The 19,794-nt window shown below is 40.7% G+C and carries 12 protein-coding genes; all 12 read left to right on the plus strand.

Going from position 1 to position 19,794, the window contains the following annotated elements; all coding sequences use genetic code 11:
• The first annotated feature begins 1 nt into the window (after position 1).
• Positions 2–433, plus strand: coding sequence for a GNAT family N-acetyltransferase (locus ACAM22_RS04260; protein ID WP_369606981.1), 432 nt, complete (start codon positions 2–4; stop codon positions 431–433).
• 59 nt (positions 434–492) lie between these two features.
• Positions 493–1,749, plus strand: a complete 1,257-nt coding sequence (glyA, locus tag ACAM22_RS04265) for a serine hydroxymethyltransferase (RefSeq protein ID WP_369606982.1) — start codon at positions 493–495, stop codon at positions 1,747–1,749.
• A 7-nt stretch (positions 1,750–1,756) separates the two neighbouring features.
• Complete coding sequence (locus ACAM22_RS04270) at positions 1,757–2,731, plus strand: nucleoid-associated protein (RefSeq protein WP_369606983.1); 975 nt, start codon at positions 1,757–1,759, stop codon at positions 2,729–2,731.
• Positions 2,731–3,345, plus strand: coding sequence for a cell wall hydrolase Pmp23 (gene pmp23 / locus ACAM22_RS04275; protein ID WP_261052560.1), 615 nt, complete (start codon positions 2,731–2,733; stop codon positions 3,343–3,345). Before ACAM22_RS04270 ends, pmp23 begins: the two co-directional genes overlap by 1 nt.
• 73 nt (positions 3,346–3,418) lie before the next feature.
• Positions 3,419–4,393 (plus strand): DUF1002 domain-containing protein, encoded by a 975-nt coding sequence (locus tag ACAM22_RS04280; RefSeq protein WP_261052551.1) that lies wholly within the window; start codon positions 3,419–3,421, stop codon positions 4,391–4,393.
• Between the two features lie 110 nt (positions 4,394–4,503).
• Positions 4,504–5,895 (plus strand): APC family permease, encoded by a 1,392-nt coding sequence (locus tag ACAM22_RS04285; RefSeq protein WP_369606984.1) that lies wholly within the window; start codon positions 4,504–4,506, stop codon positions 5,893–5,895.
• Positions 5,896–6,236: 341 nt separating this feature from the next.
• On the plus strand, positions 6,237–7,154 hold the full coding sequence (gene adcAII, locus ACAM22_RS04290; RefSeq protein WP_000744916.1) for a zinc-binding lipoprotein AdcAII: 918 nt from the start codon (positions 6,237–6,239) through the stop codon (positions 7,152–7,154).
• A 7-nt stretch (positions 7,155–7,161) separates the two neighbouring features.
• Positions 7,162–10,287, plus strand: coding sequence for a pneumococcal-type histidine triad protein (locus ACAM22_RS04295; protein WP_261052538.1), 3,126 nt, complete (start codon positions 7,162–7,164; stop codon positions 10,285–10,287).
• Between the two features lie 383 nt (positions 10,288–10,670).
• A complete protein-coding gene (locus tag ACAM22_RS04300) occupies positions 10,671–11,342 on the plus strand; it encodes a CPBP family intramembrane metalloprotease (RefSeq protein ID WP_261091071.1) in 672 nt (223 codons plus the stop codon).
• Between the two features lie 129 nt (positions 11,343–11,471).
• Complete coding sequence (gene rexB, locus ACAM22_RS04305) at positions 11,472–14,747, plus strand: ATP-dependent nuclease subunit B (protein WP_369606985.1); 3,276 nt, start codon at positions 11,472–11,474, stop codon at positions 14,745–14,747.
• Positions 14,744–18,394, plus strand: a complete 3,651-nt coding sequence (addA, locus tag ACAM22_RS04310) for a helicase-exonuclease AddAB subunit AddA (protein WP_369606986.1) — start codon at positions 14,744–14,746, stop codon at positions 18,392–18,394. Before rexB ends, addA begins: the two co-directional genes overlap by 4 nt.
• Positions 18,395–18,411: 17 nt before the next feature.
• The gene (locus ACAM22_RS04315) at positions 18,412–19,590 is read left to right on the plus strand and encodes a hypothetical protein (protein WP_369606987.1); all 1,179 of its coding nucleotides are present in this window, start codon (positions 18,412–18,414) and stop codon (positions 19,588–19,590) included.
• Positions 19,591–19,794 lie beyond the last annotated feature (204 nt).

Genomic DNA, 19,794 nt, shown 5'->3' on the forward strand with positions numbered 1-19,794 from the left:
AATGCTAAGAGATTTACAAGAAACCGATGTGAAAGCTATATGTGACATCAACCAAGAGGCGTTGGGTTATTCTTTTAGTCCAGAGGAAACGGCTAGCCAACTAGCTAGACTATCTCAGGATTCCCATCATTTCCTACTTGGCTATGAGGATAAAGCTAGTCATTCCTTGCTTGGATATGTCCACGCTGAGGTCTATGAATCACTTTATTCTAAAGCAGGATTTAATATCTTAGCCTTAGCAGTTTCACCTCAAGAGCAAGGTCAAGGTATTGGTAAAAGCTTACTGCAAGGGTTGGATCAAGAAGCAAAAAGACGTGGTTATGGGTTTATCCGCTTAAACTCTGCCGATCATCGTCTGGGTGCTCATGCATTTTATGAAAAAGTTGGTTATACTTGTGATAAAGTGCAGAAACGGTTTATTCGCATCTTTTAGTTTATTTTCTTGTTGTAAAACAAACTAAAGGACCAGTCACACTATAAAGGAGAAGACCTATGATTTTTGACAAAGATGATTTTAAAGCATACGATGCTGATCTATGGAATGCTATTGCCAAAGAAGAGGAACGCCAACAAAACAATATCGAGTTGATTGCTTCGGAAAACGTAGTTTCTAAGGCTGTAATGGCAGCTCAAGGGTCTATCTTGACCAATAAATACGCCGAAGGATACCCAGGACGTCGTTATTATGGTGGAACTGATGTGGTAGACGTGGTAGAAACTCTAGCTATTGAACGTGCAAAAGAAATTTTTGGTGCCAAATTTGCCAATGTCCAACCCCACTCAGGAAGCCAAGCCAACTGTGCTGCCTATATGGCTTTGATTGAGCCTGGCGATACGGTTATGGGAATGGATTTAGCAGCTGGTGGACACTTGACTCACGGAGCTCCTGTCAGCTTCTCTGGTCAAACCTACAACTTTGTTTCTTATAGTGTGGATCCTGAGACCGAACTCTTGGACTTTGATGCTATTTTGAAACAAGCCCAAGAAGTAAAACCAAAACTGATTGTAGCAGGTGCTTCAGCCTATTCTCAAATTATCGACTTTTCAAAATTCCGTGAAATTGCTGATGCTGTTGGTGCTAAGCTCATGGTGGATATGGCCCATATCGCTGGTTTGATTGCGGCTGGTCTTCACCCAAGCCCAGTACCATACGCCCATATCACTACAACAACGACTCATAAAACCCTTCGTGGACCACGTGGTGGTTTGATTTTGACCAATGACGAAGAACTTGCTAAGAAAATCAATTCAGCTATTTTCCCTGGTATTCAGGGAGGTCCTTTGGAACATGTTGTGGCTGCGAAGGCTGTTTCCTTCAAAGAAGTTTTGGATCCAGCTTTCAAGGAATATGCTGCCAATGTTATCAAGAACAGCAAGGCTATGGCAGATGTCTTCTTGCAAGACCCTGATTTTCGTATCATTTCTGGAGGGACTGAAAACCATCTCTTCCTAGTGGATGTGACTAAAGTTGTAGAAAACGGAAAAGTTGCTCAAAACTTGCTGGATGAAGTCAATATTACCCTAAATAAAAACTCAATCCCTTACGAAAGCTTGTCACCATTCAAGACAAGTGGTATTCGTATCGGAGCAGCAGCCATTACTGCACGTGGATTTGGTGAAGAAGAAAGTCGCAAAGTGGCTGAACTTATCATTAAAACCCTTAAGAATGCAGAAAATGAAGCTGTCTTAGAAGAAGTGAGAAGCGATGTCAAAGCATTGACAGATGCCTTCCCATTATACGAGGACTAAAACTTTTATGGACATTTATATTAAGAAAGCCATTATCCATCAGTTCAGTCCGGATGACACCGAGCTGTTCCTAGCGGATAAATTTCTCAATATTACTCCAAAAATCGAAGAATATCTGCGTAAAAAAATTGAACGTGTATATTCAGATGAAGCTAAGACTGGGATTTTCGAAGAAGAAAATCCCTTCTTCAATCACATCACAGACGATTTGTTGGAGACATCAGTAACGCTGGCTAATCTCTGGAAAGAGGAGTTCGGCATTTCAGAAAATCTCAAGACCAATGACTTGATTTTTGTGCAATTTTCTAAAGAAGGTGTAGAACATTTTGCTTTCTTACGAATTGCCCTGCGGGAGACCTTGACTCACCTCGGTGGAGAAGTTGATAATCCAATCAAGCTGACTCAGAATAACCTGCCTGGATTTGGAACGGGTGCTGACGAGGCCTTGGTGGTCAATCTTCAGAGCCGCAAGTACCATCTGATTGAAAAACGAATCAAGTACAATGGAACTTTCTTGAACTATTTTTCAGAAAATCTCCTTGCCGTAGCCCCTAAGATTTCTCCTAAGAAATCTATCAAAGAACTGGAAAAAACGGCCCATAGAATTGCTGAGACTTTTAACACAGATGATTTTCAATTTCAATCCAAGGTCAAATCAGCGATTTTCAACAACCTAGAAGAAAGCAATGAATTGTCACCTGAAAAATTGGCCAACGACCTTTTTGACAATAATCTGACGGCTCGTTTGAGCTTTATTGATCAAGTCAAGGAAGCTGTCCCAGAACCTGTTCAATTTGATGAAATTGATGCCAGTCGCCAGCTTAAAAAATTTGAAAACCAAAAACTCTCCTTGTCAAATGGAATTGAGCTCATCGTTCCCAATAACGTCTATCAAGACGCCGAGTCTGTTGAGTTTATTCAAAATGACAATGGAACCTACTCTATCTTAATCAAAAATATCGAGGATATCCAAAGTAAATAATGTTTAAACGAATTCGAAGAGTGCTTGTACTAGCAGTCTTCCTTTTTGCTGGATATAAAGCTTACCGTGTTCACCAAGATGTCAAGCAAGTCATGACCTATCAACCCATGGTGCGAGAAATCTTGAGTGAAAAAGACACCCCAGCAAACGAAGAGCTTGTGCTCGCTATGATTTATACTGAAACAAAAGGAAAAGAAGGCGATGTTATGCAGTCTAGTGAGTCTGCAAGTGGTTCTACTAACACCATCAATGATAATGCCTCTAGCATTCGGCAAGGCATTCAAACACTGACAGACAATCTTTATCTGGCCCAGAAGAAGGGGGTAGATGTCTGGACGGCTGTTCAAGCCTATAATTTTGGACCTGCCTATATCGATTTTATTGCCCAAAATGGCAAGGAAAATACCTTGGCTCTAGCCAAACAGTACTCTCGTGAGACTGTTGCTCCCTTGCTTGGTAATACCACTGGAAAGACTTATAGTTATATTCACCCCATTTCCATTTTTCATGGATCCGAACTCTATGTAAATGGAGGAAACTATTATTATTCTAGACAGGTGCAACTCAACCTTTACATCATCAAATGTTTCACTCTCTTTTCGACATCTGGCTAGCCCAGGTGTTTTTGTTATAAGTTTTCTTTAAGATAGATATATTACTCTAGAAAGGTAAAGGAGGGAATTCCCTATGAGAAAGAAACTCTTTCTGACCAGTGCTGCGGTCTTGTGGGCAGTAACAGCTATGAATAGTGTCCATGCAGCAACAGATGTTCAAAAAGTCATCGATGAAACCTATGTCCAACCTGAATATGTCCTAGGTTCATCCCTATCTGAAGACCAAAAAAATCAAACCCTTAAAAAACTGGGCTACAATGCCTCAACAGATACCAAAGAACTCAAGACTATGACACCTGATGTCTATTCTAAAATCATGAATGTGGCCAATGACTCTAGTTTACAGTTGTATTCATCAGCCAAGATTCAAAAACTAGGTGACAAGTCGCCACTTGAGGTCAAGATTGAAACACCAGAAAACATCACTAAGGTGACTCAGGATATGTACCGAAATGCAGCCGTAACTTTGGGTGTGGAACACGCCAAAATCACTGTAGCAGCACCTATTCCCGTTACAGGTGAGAGTGCTTTAGCAGGGATCTATTATTCGCTAGAAGCTAATGGAGCCAAGGTGCCACAAGCCAATAAAGACTTGGCTCAAGAAGAGTTGAAGGCTTTGTCAGATATCAATGCTGAAAACAAGGACAAGTCAGGCTATGATGCTAATAAATTAAACGTTGCCCTAGCCGATATTAAGTCAGGACTAGCCAAAGCTAAAGAAAGCAAGGGAAATCTTACAGAAGAAGATGTCCGTAAAATTGTTGAAGATACCTTGAAAAATTACCAACTTGATCAGGTTATAACAGGAAACCAAATCAATATCATCATCAATTTTGCTTTGAATCTCTCAAAGAGTGATATACTCAGCAATGCAGACTTCACTAAAACCCTAAATGACCTTAAACAAAGTATTGTTTCACAAGCTGGCGACAGTTTTAAAAATATCAACCTTAACTTTGATGCTGATAAGGCGCTAGAGGACGGCGGCAATTTCCTAAGCTCCCTCTGGCAAGCCATTGCCAACTTCTTCAAGAGTTTTGGTTCTTAAGCCGTTACAAAAAGGTAGTCAGATTTTTTTCAGAAAAATGTTTTATAAATATTCACAAATCTCCTATATTTATGGTAAAATAGAATCATCATTTTATTTTGGAGTCAAATATGAATATATTTAGAACAAAGAATGTAAGTTTGGATAAAACGGAGATGCACAGACATTTGAAGTTATGGGATTTGATTTTGCTGGGTATCGGAGCCATGGTAGGGACAGGCGTCTTTACAATTACAGGTACTGCAGCTGCAACACTTGCTGGTCCAGCGCTAGTGATTTCAATCGTGATTTCTGCCTTGTGTGTGGGATTATCAGCCCTCTTTTTTGCAGAATTTGCTTCGCGAGTACCTGCTACAGGTGGTGCCTACAGTTATCTCTATGCTATTTTAGGAGAATTTCCAGCTTGGTTGGCTGGCTGGTTAACCATGATGGAATTCATGACAGCCATATCTGGTGTGGCTTCGGGTTGGGCAGCTTATTTTAAAGGCTTGCTCTTTCAATACGGGATAGCCCTTCCTCAGGCTTTAAATGGTACCTTTAATCCTCAGGCAGGAACATTTATTGATTTATTGCCTATTCTTGTCTTGGTCTTGGTGACCTCGCTTGTTTTACTTAATGCTAAGGCAGCCTTACGCTTTAATTCGATCCTAGTTATTTTGAAATTTTCCGCTTTAGCCCTCTTTGTTTTGGTAGGAATTTGGCATATCAAACTTGATAATTGGAGCAATTTTGCTCCTTATGGGTTTGGACAAATCTATGGAGCTAGTACTGGTATTATGGCTGGTGCGTCCTTGATGTTCTTCGGATTTTTAGGCTTCGAATCCATCTCTATGGCTGTAGATGAGGTCAAGACTCCTCAAAAAAATATTCCTAGAGGGATTGTTTTATCGCTTTCTATCGTAACCATTCTTTATGCCTTGGTGACGCTTGTCTTGACTGGTGTGGTTCACTATAGTCATCTAAATGTCGACGATGCCGTTGCCTTTGCCCTTCGTAGTGTTGGGATTAGTTGGGCAGCAAACTATGTGTCATTGGTGGCTATCTTGACCTTGATTACAGTTTGTATTTCGATGACCTATGCCCTATCGCGTATGATTTACAGTTTAGCGCGTGACGGATTGATACCTGCCGCCTTTAAAGAACTAACGAAGACTAGCAAGGTACCAAAGAATGCTACTATCTTGACCGGTCTAGCTTCAGCAGTAGCAGCAGGAATGTTCCCTCTTGCTAGTATCGCAGCCTTCTTAAATATTTGTACCTTGGCCTACTTGATTATGCTTGCTTACGGCTTGATTCGCTTACGGAAAGAAAAAGGAATGCCCAAAGCGGGCGAATTTAAAACACCATTGGTACCCTTATTACCGATTTTATCAATCATCATTTGTTTATCCTTTATGTTACAGTATAATATGGAAACTTGGATTGCTTTCCTAGTTGCTTTGTTGATAGGAAGTATCATTTACTTCACTTATGGTTATAAGCATTCTACCATAGAAGAATAATACTCTTCGAAAATCTCTTCAAACCACGTCAGCTTCGCCTTGCCGTATGTATGGTTACTGACTTCGTCAGTTTCATCTACAACCTCAAAAACATGTTTTGAGCTGACTTCGTCAGTTCTATCTGCAACCTCAAAGTCGTGCTTTGAGCAGCCTGCGGTTAGCTTCCTAATTTGCTCTTTGATTTTCATTGAGTATATAAAGTGAGAATCTGTTGAGTTATTGAAACTCAGCAGATTTTTATATGTGAAAGAAATTTCAATTTTTTTCTTAAAATAGCTTGACAGATTAAATTTTTAGGAGTAGAATGTTTACCAGTTAATTAAATAGTTAAGGGGTTATCCATGAAAAAACAAAGTTTATTTTTAGTATTGTTAAGTGTCTTTCTTTTGTGTTTAGGTGCTTGTGGTCAAAAAGAAAGCCAGACAGGGAAAGGGATGAAAATTGTGACCAGTTTCTATCCTATCTACGCTATGGTTAAGGAAGTATCTGGTGACTTGAATGATGTTCGAATGATTCAGTCAAGTAGTGGGATTCACTCCTTTGAACCTTCAGCAAATGACATCGCGGCTATCTATGATGCAGATGTCTTTGTTTACCATTCTCATACGCTAGAATCTTGGGCAGGAAGTCTGGATCCAAATCTAAAAAAATCTAAAGTGAAGGTTTTAGAGGCTTCAGAGGGAATGACTTTAGACCGCGTCCCAGGGCTAGAAGATGTGGAAGCAGGGGATGGAGTTGATGAAAAAACGCTCTATGATCCTCATACTTGGCTCGATCCTGAAAAAGCTGGCGAAGAAGCTCAGATTATCGCTGATAAACTTTCAGAGGTGGATAGTGAGCATAAAGAAACTTACCAGAAAAATGCGCAAGCCTTTATCAAAAAAGCTCAAGAACTAACTAAGAAATTCCAGCCTAAATTTGAAAAAGCGACTCAGAAAACATTTGTAACACAACATACAGCCTTTTCTTATCTAGCGAAGAGATTTGGACTTAATCAACTTGGTATTGCAGGTATCTCTCCTGAACAAGAACCAAGTCCACGACAACTTACAGAAATTCAGGAATTTGTAAAAACCTATAAGGTTAAGACGATTTTTACAGAAAGTAATGCTTCTTCGAAAGTAGCTGAAACTCTTGTCAAATCAACAGGTGTGGGTCTTAAAACTCTGAATCCTTTAGAGGCAGACCCACAAAATGACAAGACCTATTTAGAAAATCTTGAAGAAAATATGAGTGTTCTAGCAGAAGAATTAAAGTGAGATAAGAATGAAAATCAATAAAAAATATGTAGCGGGTTCAGTGGCAGTTCTTGCCCTAAGTGTTTGTTCCTATGAACTTGGACGGTACCAAGCTGGTCAAGTTAAGAAAGATTCTAATCGAGTTGCTTATATAGATGGTGACCAGGCTGGTCAAAAGGCAGAAAATTTGACACCAGATGAAGTCAGTAAGAGAGAGGGAATCAACGCCGAACAAATTGTTATCAAGATTACGGATCAAGGTTATGTGACCTCTCATGGAGACCATTATCATTACTATAATGGTAAGGTTCCTTATGATGCCATCATCAGTGAAGAATTGCTGATGAAAGATCCGAATTATCAGTTGAAGGATGCAGACATTGTCAATGAAATCAAGGGTGGTTATGTGATTAAGGTAGACGGGAAATACTATGTTTACCTTAAGGATGCTGCCCACGCGGACAATATTCGGACAAAAGAAGAGATTAAACGTCAGAAGCAGGAACATAGTCATAATCATGGAGGCGGTTCTAACGATCAGGCGGTAGTTGCTGCCAGAGCTCAAGGACGCTATACAACGGATGATGGTTATATCTTTAATGCCTCTGATATCATTGAGGATACGGGTGATGCCTATATTGTTCCTCATGGCAATCACTTCCATTATATTCCTAAGAGTGACTTGTCTGCTAGTGAACTAGCTGCTGCCCAAGCCTTCTTATCTGGAAAAGGTGGTCAATTAAGTACGGTTGAATATCGTTCAAGCAGAGCTGAAACAAGATCTAGTGTGAGAACGAGTCAATCTGAGACACCTCAAAATCCTGCAACAGATTCTGAAAGTCAAAGTGAGGATTTAGCTAGTCTCCTTCAAGAATTGTACGCTTTGCCACTTAGCCAACGTCATGTGGAGTCTGATGGATTAGTATTTGACCCAGCACAGATTACAAAACGTACAGCCAATGGTGTAGCAGTGCCTCACGGGGATCATTTCCATTTCATTCCTTATTCACAAATGTCTGCTTTGGAAGAAAAATTGGCTCGAAATCTACCAATTGGAGGTCAGCCAATTCAAAGTCATGCTGATAATACGAAACCAAGCAGTCCTGAGAAAACAAGTTCAACACCAAGTTCAACCATTAAACCAAACTTTAATCTCAATACGCAGGCACCAAATCGAGGAACTGGAGGTGCCTATACAACGGATGATGGGTATGTCTTTAGTCCGACAGATGTGATTGAAGATACAGGTGACGCTTTTGTTGTGCCGCATGGCAATCATTTCCACTATATTCCTAAGAGTGATTTGTCAGCAGGAGAATTGGCTGCTGCCCAAGCCTATTGGAATGGGAAGCAGGGCTCACATTCTGCTACAAGTTCAAGTAAACCAAGTAGTGATAATGCTAAACCAGCCCAACCAAGTTTGACAGAGACTCCAAACCTGACTGTCACCCCAACATATCATCAAAATCATGGGGAAGACATTTCAACACTTTTAAGTGAATTGTATGCCAAACCTTTATCAGAACGACATGTAGAATCGGATGGCTTAGTCTTTGATCCGGCACAAATCATCAAACGTACAGCTAACGGTGTTGCAGTGCCACACGGAGATCATTATCACTTTATTCCTTATTCACAAATGTCTGATCTAGAGCAGAAGATTGCAAGAATGATTCCACTTCATTATAGTTCAAGTCATTGGTTACCATCAAGACCAAATCTAATCCCTGCTCCAGAGCTTACCCCAGTACCAAGTCCGCAACCTACCCCAAATCCTCAACCATCTCCAAGCAATCCATTTGATGGAAAATTGGTGAAACAGGCTGTTCGAAAGGTAGCTGATGGTTATGTCTTTGAAGAGAATGGAACCTCGCGTTATATTTCTACTAAGGAGCTTTCAGCAGAAACTGTTATAGCCATTGATAATAAACTTTCCAAACAAGAAAGTTTGTCTCATGAGTTAGGAGCTAAGAAAAGTACCATCCCTTCTAGTGAGCAAGAATTTTACAACAAGGTTTATGATTTACTAGCAAGAATTCATAAAGATTTGATTTCTAATAAGGGGCGCCAAGCTGATTTTGACGCTTTGGATAAACTATTGGAACGTCTTAATGATGTCTCAAGTGATAAGGTCAAGTTAGTTGATGATATTCTTACCTTCCTAGCACCAATTACCCATCCAGAGCGACTTGGCAAATCAAATGCTCAAATTGCTTATACGGACGATGAAATTAAATTAGCGAAATTAGCAGGTAAGTATACAACAGAAGATGGCTATATCTTTGATCCTCGTGATATAACTAGCGATGAAGGCGATGCCTATGTAACTCCGCATATGACTCATAGTCATTGGATCAAGAAAGAAAGTTTGTCTGAAGCTGAAAGAGCAGCAGCTCAGGCTTATGCTAAAGAGAAAGGTTTGACGCCTCCTTCAACAGATAATCAGGGGTCAGGAAATACTGAGGTTAAAGGAGTAGAAGCAATCTATAATAAAGTGAAGGCAGCTAAGAAAGTTCCACTTGATCACATGCCTTACAATCTCCAACATACTGTTGAAGTTAAAAACGGTAGCTTGATTATACCTCATTATGATCATTACCATAACATTAAATTTTCTTGGTTTGACGAAGGACTTTATGAGGCGCCTAAAGGCTATAGTTTAGAGGATCTCTTTGCGACTGTAAAATATTATGTTGAACATCCAAATGAACGCCCTCATTCAGATAATGGTTGGGGAAATGCCAGTGACCATGTTCGTAAAAATAAGGCAGACCAAGACAGTAAACCTGATGAAGATAAGGAACATGATAAAGTAAGTGAGCCAACTCGCCCTGAATCTGATGAAAAAGAGAATCATGCAGGTTTAAACCCTTCAGTAGATAATCTTTATAAACCAAGCACTGATGAAGACGAGACAGAGGGAGTAGCTAACGATACAACAGACGAAGCTGAAGTCCCTCAAGTAGAGACTGAAAAAGTAGAAGCCAAACTCAAAGAAGTAGAAGCTTTACTTGATAAAGTAACGGATGCTAGATTGAAAAACAATGTGACAGAGAGCCTAGCTGGTTTACGAAATAATCTGAGTCTCCAAACCATGGATAATAATGGTATCATGGCAGAAGCAGAAAAATTACTTGCTTTGTTAAAAAGGTAGTGAGTCAGTTATGACGAAATCAGAAGCATAATTTTATCTTGTTAAATTAAAATGATGTAAGAGTCAGTAGCAATACTGGCTTTTATTTGTCTCGCTCCGTAAGGTTCAGGCTAAATAAACCACCTGATTTTTTGGTGGCTTTGGATTCATTTAGGAGAAATCAATCTACATCCAAGGTTAGTAACTTAACCATAGGTCTTCCTTTGTTAGAGAAGATGATGGTAAAAGGGTAGAGGCTAATTGATTTTACAGTTTAGGATGTTTTGATGACAATTTATGATTTGAAGAGTATATTTTGAAAAGATATTCTATACTAAACTTGTTATGCAGTTAAGTAAACCATTATATTCAATAATCTAGCCAAGGAAAACAGAGGATTTAATATGAAAAAACGGATTATTCAGATTTTACTAGCATTGTCCTTAATTTTTTACAAATCAACTTGGTTTTGGGGGCTTTTCAATCATCTCGTAAAGCCTTATCTACCAGCAAGTCGTGAGTTTTTTCAGATTCTACTTTTGATGGAGAGTGGAGTTCTTTTATTAGCGGTCATCTATCTACTAGTTTTTGCAGGAAAGAAAACTTTTCATTTCAAGTGGCAGCTGAGGTACTTTATCTACCTTTTACTGGGCTACATCATTTCGTATATGTCGGACTTCCTCTTGTCTTATTTCATACCCTCGTCTTCAAATCAAATTTCTTTGAATGAAACGATAGAAATGATGGGGAGACAGGAATTACCCTATTTCTTGCTCATAGCTTGCTTCATCGGCCCTATTGCTGAGGAATTGATTTATCGCGGTGTGCTTATGACAACCTTTTTCAAAAACTCGCCTTGGTACGGAGATGTCTTGCTTTCTGCTATTATTTTCGGTTATATTCATATCAATTTTGCTTTAACTCCTCTTGCTTTTTTCATTTATGCTAGTGGAGGGCTTATTTTGGCTCTATTGTATCGCATGACTAAAAATCTCTACTATCCAATACTAGTTCATATTCTCATCAATATCACTTCTTTCTGGAATGTGTGGTTACTCCTATTTTCAGGAAGTTAGCTTACTAAAACAATGTCGGAACTTTCCGGCATTTTCTTTTCAACAGGTGAGCAAGAACTGATTATTTTCAGACTTGGCTGGCCAATCATGGTATAATAAAAGGTAATGAAAAATTCCAACGAGGCAGAGATGAAATTACTTTATACTGATATTCGTACTTCTTTGACAGAAATTCTAACCAGAGAGGCGGAGGAGCTAGTTGCTGCTGGCAAGCGAGTCTTCTACATCGCCCCCAACTCTCTTTCTTTTGAAAAAGAACGCGCCGTGCTGGAATACTTGTCCCAGCAGGCTTCTTTTGCGATTACCGTCACGCGCTTTGCGCAGATGGCTCGTTACCTGATTTTGAATGGCCTACCTGTCAAGACCAGTCTAGATGACATTGGTCTTGGGATGGCCTTTTACAAATGCCTCGCCGAACTTGATCCCAAAGACTTACGTGTTTATGGTGCGATTAAGCAGGATACTCAATTCATCCAGCAGTTGATTGAATTGTATCACGAAATGACCAAGGCTCAGATGAGTTTTTTGGACTTGGAGAGTTTGACGGATGAGGACAAGAGGGCCGATTTAGTCTTGATTTTTGAGAAAGTAACTGCTTATCTCAATCAGGGGCAGTTGGCTCAGGGAAGTCAGTTGTCCCATTTGATTGAGGCTATTGAGAATGACAAAGTTAGTAGTGATTTTACTCAAATCGCCTTGGTTATTGATGGATTTACCCGTTTTTCTGCTGAGGAAGATCGGATTGTAGACTTACTTCACGGCAAGGGTGTTGAGATTGTTATTGGGGCTTATGCTAGTAAGAAAGCTTATACCAGTCCATTCGCTGAAGGCAATCTTTATCAAGCCAGTGTGGAGTTTCTCCATCATTTAGCTGCTAAATACCAAACGCCTGCTCAGGATTATTCTCAAACTCATGAGAAGATGGATTGCTTTGACAAGGCCTCTCGTTTGCTGGAGTCTTCTTATGACTTTTCAGAATTAACATTGGATGTCGATGAAAATGATCGTGAAAACTTACAAATCTGGTCTTGTTTGACACAAAAGGAGGAGTTGGAGTTGGTAGCGCGTAGCATTCGTCAGAAATTGCATGAGAACTCAGACCTGAGCTACAAGCATTTTCGTATTCTCTTGGGCGATGTAGCTTCTTACCAGTTATCGCTGAAAACCATTTTTGACCAGTATCAGATTCCTTTCTATCTTGGTAGAAGCGAATCCATGGCTCACCATCCCTTGACACAGTTTGTCGAGTCTATTTTAGCTTTAAAACGCTATCGTTTCCGTCAGGAGGATTTGATAAACCTTCTTAGAACAGGTTTGTATACCGACCTTAGTCAGGCTGATATTGATGCTTTTGAGCAATATATCCGCTATCTTGGTATCAATGGCTTGCCAGCCTTTCAGCAAACCTTTACCAAATCCCACCATGGAAAATTTAATCTGGAACGTTTAAATGCTCTTCGTCTGCGTATTTTAACACCTCTTGAAACCCTCTTTGCTAACCGAAAACAAAAGGCTGAAAATCTCTTGAAAAAGTGGAATGTCTTTCTAAAAGAAGGAGCTGTGACTAATCAACTCCAAGATTTGACAGCCACTATGGAAGCTGTAGAACAGGAAAGACAAGTCGAAGTTTGGAAGGCTTTCTGTCATGTTTTAGAACAATTTGCGACTGTTTTTGCTGGTTCGCAAGTTAATCTAGAGGACTTTCTAGCCTTGCTACATTCTGGAATGAGCCTATCTCAATACCGTACCATTCCAGCGACAGTGGACACCGTTCTGGTGCAGAGTTACGATTTGATTGCACCACTGACTGCTGACTTTGTCTACGCCATTGGGCTAACACAGGACAATTTACCAAAAATCGCGCAGAATACCAGCCTTTTGACAGATGAAGAAAGACAAAGCTTAAACCAAGCGACAGCAGATGGAGCGCAATTGCTGATTGCCAGCAGTGAAAATCTCAAGAAAAATCGCTATACTATGCTTTCCTTGGTCAATTCTGCTCGTAAGCAGTTGGTCTTGTCAGCTCCAAGCCTTTTTAACGAAAGTGAAAGCAAGGAATCTGCCTATCTTCAAGAGCTGGTCCATTTTGGATTTAGGCGGAAAGAGAAGAGGATGAATCACAAAGGGCTGTCTAAGGAGGATATGGGGTCCTATCACAGTCTTTTGTCCAGTCTGGTTGCCTATCACCAGCAGGGCGAGACGAGTGATACTGAGCAAGATTTGACCTTTGTCAAGGTTCTGGCGCGTGTTATGGGTAAAAAACTAGAACAGCAAGGTCTGGAAAATCCTGCCATCCCAACCAGTCCAAGCAGTAAGCCCTTAGCCAAGGACACCTTACAAGCTCTCTATCCTGCAGAACAGGAGTTTTACCTGTCTACCTCTGGTTTGACGGAGTTTTATCGCAATGAATACAGTTATTTCCTCCGCTACGTTTTAGGCTTGCAAGAAGAATTACGCCTACGTCCGGATGCTCGTAGTCACGGAAATTTCTTGCACCGTATATTTGAACGTGCCTTGCAGTTGCCTGACGAAGATTCCTTTGACCAACGTTTGGAACAAGCTATCCACGAAACCAGTCAGGAACGGGAATTTGAAGCTATATATCAAGAAAGTTTGGAAGCCCAGTTTACCAAGGAAGTTTTGCTTGATGTTGCACGGACGACTGGACATATTCTCCGACACAATCCAGCTATTGAAACCATCAAAGAAGAGGCAAATTTCGGTGGGAAAGAGCAAGCCTTGATTCAATTAGACAATGGACGCAGTGTCTTTGTACGAGGTAAGGTTGACCGCATTGACCGCTTGAAAGCTGATGGGGCGATAGGAGTAGTAGACTACAAGTCTAGTCTAACTCAGTTCCAGTTTCCTCATTTCTTTAATGGACTCAATTCCCAGTTACCAACTTACTTAGCTGCCCTAAAAAAAGAAGGGGAGCAGAACTTTTTCGGTGCCATGTACTTGGAAATGGCTGAACCTGTCCAATCCTTATTAGCAGTTAAAAATCTGGCAGGTGCAGTAGTAGAAGCCAGCAAGTCTATGAAATACCAAGGCCTCTTTTTAGAAAAAGAAAGCAGTCATTTGGGTGAATTTTACAATAAAAACAAGGCCAATCAGCTGACGGATGAGGAATTTCAGCTCCTACTGGACTACAATGCCCATCTTTACAAGAAAGCAGCAGAGAAGATTTTAGCAGGCCAGTTCTCTATCAATCCATACACAGAAAACGGCAGAAGTATTGCCCCATATGTTCAGCAACATCAAGCCATCACAGGATTTGAAGCAAATTACCACTTGGGCCAAGCCCGTTTCCTAGAAAAATTGGATTTAGCTGATGGTAAACGTCTGGTCGGAGAAAAACTCAAGCAAGCTTGGTTTGAAAAAATAAGAGAGGAGTTGAATCGATGAAGCCTATTCCCTTTTTAACTGAGGAGGAAATTCAAAACTTGCAAGAAGCAGAAGCAAATTCGAGCAAGGAACAAAAGAAAACTGCCGAGCAAATCGAAGCTATCTACACTTCTGGTCAGAATATCCTGGTTTCAGCATCGGCTGGTTCTGGGAAGACTTTTGTCATGGCAGAGCGCATTCTAGATCAATTGGCGCGTGGTGTGGAAATCAGTCAACTCTTCATCTCGACCTTTACCGTCAAGGCTGCCACAGAGCTTAAGGAACGTTTGGAGAAAAAAATCAGCCAGCAAATCCAAGAAAGCGATGACGTTGACCTCAAACAACACTTGGGTCGCCAGTTGGCAGACCTACCCAACGCGGCTATTGGTACCATGGACTCTTTTACACAAAAATTCCTTGGTAAACATGGCTATCTGCTTGATATTGCACCTAATTTCCGTATTTTACAAAACCAAAGTGAGCAACTCCTTCTAAAAAACGAAGTCTTCCATGAGGTCTTTGAAGCCCATTACCAAGGTAAACAGAAAAAGAAGTTTAGCCATTTGCTGAAAAATTTTGCTGGACGTGGAAAAGATGAACGTGGTCTGCGCCAGCAAGTCTATAAAATTTATGACTTTCTCCAATCCACCAGTAATCCTCAAAAGTGGCTTAGTGAATCTTTCCTCAAAGGCTTTGAAAAAGCTGATTTTAGCAGTGAAACAGAAAAACTGACTGAGCAGATCAAACAAGCCATTTGGGATTTGGAAAGCTTTTTCCGTTATCATCTGGATAATGATGCCAAGGAGTTTCCAAAGGCCGCTTATCTAGAGAATGTTCAGTTGATTTTAGATGAAATTGGCTCCCTAAATCAGGAATCCGATAGTCAGGCTTATCAGGCAGTGCTTGCGCGTGTTGTCGCCATTTCGAAAGAAAAAAACGGTCGGGCTCTGACGAATGCCAGTCGTAAGGCTGATTTGAAGCCCCTGGCGGATGCCTACAACGAAGAAAGAAAGGTCCAGTTTGCTAAACTAGGACAACTGTCAGACCAGATAACCATTCTCGACTATCAAGAACGTTATCATGAAGACACATGGGAACTAGCTAAAACCTTCCAATCTTTCATGAGCGATTTTGTGGAAGCTTATCGTCAGAGAAAACGACAGGAAAATGCCTTTGAATTCGCTGATATCAGCCATTACACAATTGAGATTTTAGAGAAATTCCCTCAAGTCCGTGAGGCTTATCAGGAGCGCTTCCATGAAGTCATGGTCGATGAGTATCAGGATACCAATCACATTCAAGAACGGATGCTGGAATTGCTGTCTAATGGCCACAATCGCTTTATGGTGGGAGATATCAAGCAATCCATCTATCGTTTCCGTCAGGCAGACCCGCAGATTTTCAATGAGAAATTCCAATGCTATGCGCAAAATCTACACGAAGGCAAGCTGATTCTCCTCAAGGAAAATTTCCGTAGTAGTTCAGAAGTGCTATCAGCAACCAATGATGTTTTTGCACGACTTATGGACCAAGAGGTCGGCGAAATCAACTATGATAACATGCACCAGCTTGTTTTTGCCAATACCAAACTGACTCCCAATCCAGACAACAAGGCAGAATTTCTCCTCTACGATAAGGATGACACAAATGAGGAAGAAGAGAGCCAAGTTGACACTAAACTGACTGGTGAAATGCGCTTAGTTATCAAGGAGATTCTGAAACTTCATCAAGAAAAAGGTGTTGCCTTTAAAGAAATCGCCCTTCTGACCTCCAGTCGCAGTCGAAATGACCAGATTCTCCTCGCCTTGTCTGAGTACGGGATTCCAGTCAAAACTGACGGAGAGCAAAACAATTATCTCCAATCTCTAGAAGTACAAGTCATGCTAGATACCCTTCGTGTCATTCACAATCCCCTGCAAGACTATGCCTTGGTTGCCCTTATGAAGTCTCCAATGTTTGGATTTGATGAGGACGAGTTAGCACGTTTGTCCCTTCAGAAAGAAGAGGACAAAGTCCAAGAAAATCTCTTTGAGAAACTGGTCAACGCTCAAAAACAGGTAAGTAGCCAAAAAGGCTTGATTCACTCAGCTCTAGCTGAGAAACTAAAGCAATTCATGGATATCTTGGCTTCTTGGCGCCTGTATGCCAAAACACACTCCCTCTATGACTTGATTTGGAAGATTTATAACGACCGTTTTTATTATGATTATGTTGGGGCTTTGCCAAATGGTCCTGCTAGACAGGCCAATCTTTATGCCCTAGCACTGCGTGCTGATCAATTTGAAAAGAGCAATTTCAAGGGTTTGTCGCGTTTTATTGGTATGATTAACCAAGTTTTAGAAGCCCAGCACGATTTGGCAAGCGTGGCCCTTGCACCGCCAAAAGATGCAGTAGAACTCATGACCATCCACAAGAGTAAAGGGCTAGAGTTTCCTTACGTTCTTATCCTCAATATGGATCAAGATTTCAACAAGCAAGACTCTATGTCAGAAGTCATTCTCAGCCGTCAGAATGGTCTTGGTGTCAAGTATATTGCCAAGATGGATACAGGAGCAGTGGAAGATCACTATCCTAAAACCATAAAACTCTCCATTCCTAGTCTGACCTATAGGCAGAACGAAGAGGAATTACAGCTGGCAAGCTACTCAGAGCAGATGCGTCTACTGTATGTTGCCATGACGCGGGCTGAGAAAAAGCTCTATCTTGTCGGCAAGGGTTCTCGTGAAAAGCTGGAAGCCAAGGAATACCCAGCAGCTAAAAATGGAAAACTAAATAGCTCTACTAGACTGCAAGCAAGGAATTTCCAAGATTGGCTTTGGGCTATCAGTAAAGTGTTTACTAAGGATAATCTCAGCTTTAGCTATCGTTTTGTTGGTGAAGATCAGCTGACTAGAGAAGCTATCGGTCAGTTGGAAAACAAAAGTCCTCTCCAAGATAGCTCCCAAGCAGACAATCGCCAGTCTGAAATCATTAAAGAAGCTCTTGAAATGCTGAAAGAAGTGGAAGTTTATAATACTCTTCACCGTGCAGCCATTGAACTTCCTAGTGTTCAAACCCCAAGTCAAATCAAGAAATTCTACGAACCTGTTATGAATATGGAAGGCGTTGAGATTGCAAGTCAAGGCCAGTCAGTAGACAAGAAAATCAGCTTTGATTTGCCAGATTTTTCAACCAAAGAAAAAGTAACTGGAGCTGAAATTGGTAGTGCCACCCACGAACTGATGCAGAGAATGGACCTCAGTCAGCGACCAACGCTTGCTAGCCTGACAGAAACTCTCAAACAAGTTCAAACCAGCCCAGGTGTCAGAGATAAGATAAATCTTGCTAAAATTCTTGCATTCTTTGACACAGCACTCGGTCAGGAAATTCTTGCTAATGCCGACCATCTTTATCGCGAGCAACCTTTCTCCATGCTCAAACGAGACCAAAAGAGTCAGGAAGACTTTGTTGTCCGTGGTATCCTTGATGGCTATCTACTTTACGAAGACAAAATTGTTCTGTTCGACTATAAGACAGACCGCTATGATGAACCAAGTCAACTCATAGACCGTTATCGTGATCAGTTAGCCTTATACGGAGAGGCTTTATCTCGAGCCTATTCGATTGAAAATATTGAGAAATACTTGATTTTACTAGGTAAAGACAAGGTTCAAGTTGTAAAAGTATAATCTAGAAAGGAGACCTCATGACACTTCCAGTTAGAAAATCCCTGCATAATGCGGTTTTACAAGCTTCAAAAGCTGATACTTGGGAACAAGCTACCAAGGAATGGAATGAAGTTTCCTTGATTTTTAACGGTATCGGCCGTAGCAATTGTGTCTGTGGAAATTCCATCAAGTACGCCTACGAACTCTTTAACGGTGTCACAGGTCAACGCCTCTTTCCGATTGGTAGCGACTGTGTTCGTCATTTTCATCGATTAAACCTCGACCAGCAATTGGAAAAGGAGGAAAAACTACTCAGAAAGGTTGAAAATCTGACCAGAAAAGCCCAGAAAAAGGAAAAAATCAAGGTCAATAAAAGTGACTTTGACGAGCGCCTTCTAAAATGGCTCTGGGAAAAAGGTGTTTTCAAGCCCAATCGTGGAAATCAGTTCTCACCTGAGAAAGACTACCAGCTCTTCCTAGAAGTCTTTCAAGGAGGAAGTTGGACCAAGGCAGAACCAAAGAAAAAGGCTCGGATGGAAGAAGTCCTTGAAAAGTGTATCAAACCCTTTTTACTTGGAAAGCCAGATGACCAACTCTACCTTGTCAAGCTAGGTAAGGAGAAAATTGACTACGAGCAAGAACTCCGTATCCAGGCAGAGAAAGAGCGCAAGAAGAGGGATAAAATCGCCAAGCAGTATGCAGACAATCTGGTTCTAGCAATGGGACCAGCAGAGCGTGCCTATCAAGATTACTTTGGCTTTACAGAAACCCTAACCCAAGAAGAACGCAAGTGGGAGAAAATTCTTTTTGGTAAAAATCGAACAGAACGGGCTATCAAGGCCAAACAATACCAAAAAGAGCTGGAAAAAGACCAACGAATTGCCAGTCAGGATCCAATTGAGAGAAAGCAGAAGCAGACCTGGCTTCTCAATTCCTATTTTCGTGAGCTTCCTGAAGAAAAATCCCGATTTGCTCGGCTTTTATTAGCATATCGAAAAAGTGGTGAAGTACCCTTTTCAACCGCATACCTGTCAGATCCTCTCATCGACTTTTTCTATAAAATGAAAGCCTTTGAGTTTGAAATCGCACCAGAACAAGTCCGAGACTTTTTAAAAGAAAGCCTTCAGACAGAACATCTATCCTCAGCACAAGAAAGCTGGATAGAAGGAATTCTCCTCAACTGCGTCAAACCATTTTTAGAACGATTAATGATATAAGTAACACCTACCGTGGAAATTCCATGGTAGGTTACATTTTATCCAAAAAGAGAAAATAGGAAATGGCAAACCTTGCTCCTTTGTATTTTATATATAAAACAAAGTATGAAAGCGTAACTCAATTTTAAGACTTTTTTGTAAATTAAGAGTATAATTAAAGTATGTTACCTTTTTATAAGATAACAGCTAATATAATAAAGTTTG

Source organism: Streptococcus sp. SN-1 (assembly GCF_041154385.1).
In the GTDB taxonomy this organism is placed as follows: Bacteria; Bacillota; Bacilli; order Lactobacillales; family Streptococcaceae; genus Streptococcus; species Streptococcus mitis_CT.

Coding starts and splice junctions, on each gene's coding strand:
- ACAM22_RS04295 (WP_261052538.1), top strand. CDS start 7,162: ATGAAAATCAATAAAAAATATGTAGCGGGTTCAGTGGCAGTTCTTGCC.
- ACAM22_RS04300 (WP_261091071.1), top strand. CDS start 10,671: ATGAAAAAACGGATTATTCAGATTTTACTAGCATTGTCCTTAATTTTT.
- glyA (WP_369606982.1), top strand. CDS start 493: ATGATTTTTGACAAAGATGATTTTAAAGCATACGATGCTGATCTATGG.
- pmp23 (WP_261052560.1), top strand. CDS start 2,731: ATGTTTAAACGAATTCGAAGAGTGCTTGTACTAGCAGTCTTCCTTTTT.
- addA (WP_369606986.1), top strand. CDS start 14,744: ATGAAGCCTATTCCCTTTTTAACTGAGGAGGAAATTCAAAACTTGCAA.
- rexB (WP_369606985.1), top strand. CDS start 11,472: ATGAAATTACTTTATACTGATATTCGTACTTCTTTGACAGAAATTCTA.
- ACAM22_RS04280 (WP_261052551.1), top strand. CDS start 3,419: ATGAGAAAGAAACTCTTTCTGACCAGTGCTGCGGTCTTGTGGGCAGTA.
- ACAM22_RS04285 (WP_369606984.1), top strand. CDS start 4,504: ATGAATATATTTAGAACAAAGAATGTAAGTTTGGATAAAACGGAGATG.
- ACAM22_RS04260 (WP_369606981.1), top strand. CDS start 2: ATGCTAAGAGATTTACAAGAAACCGATGTGAAAGCTATATGTGACATC.
- ACAM22_RS04270 (WP_369606983.1), top strand. CDS start 1,757: ATGGACATTTATATTAAGAAAGCCATTATCCATCAGTTCAGTCCGGAT.
- adcAII (WP_000744916.1), top strand. CDS start 6,237: ATGAAAAAACAAAGTTTATTTTTAGTATTGTTAAGTGTCTTTCTTTTG.
- ACAM22_RS04315 (WP_369606987.1), top strand. CDS start 18,412: ATGACACTTCCAGTTAGAAAATCCCTGCATAATGCGGTTTTACAAGCT.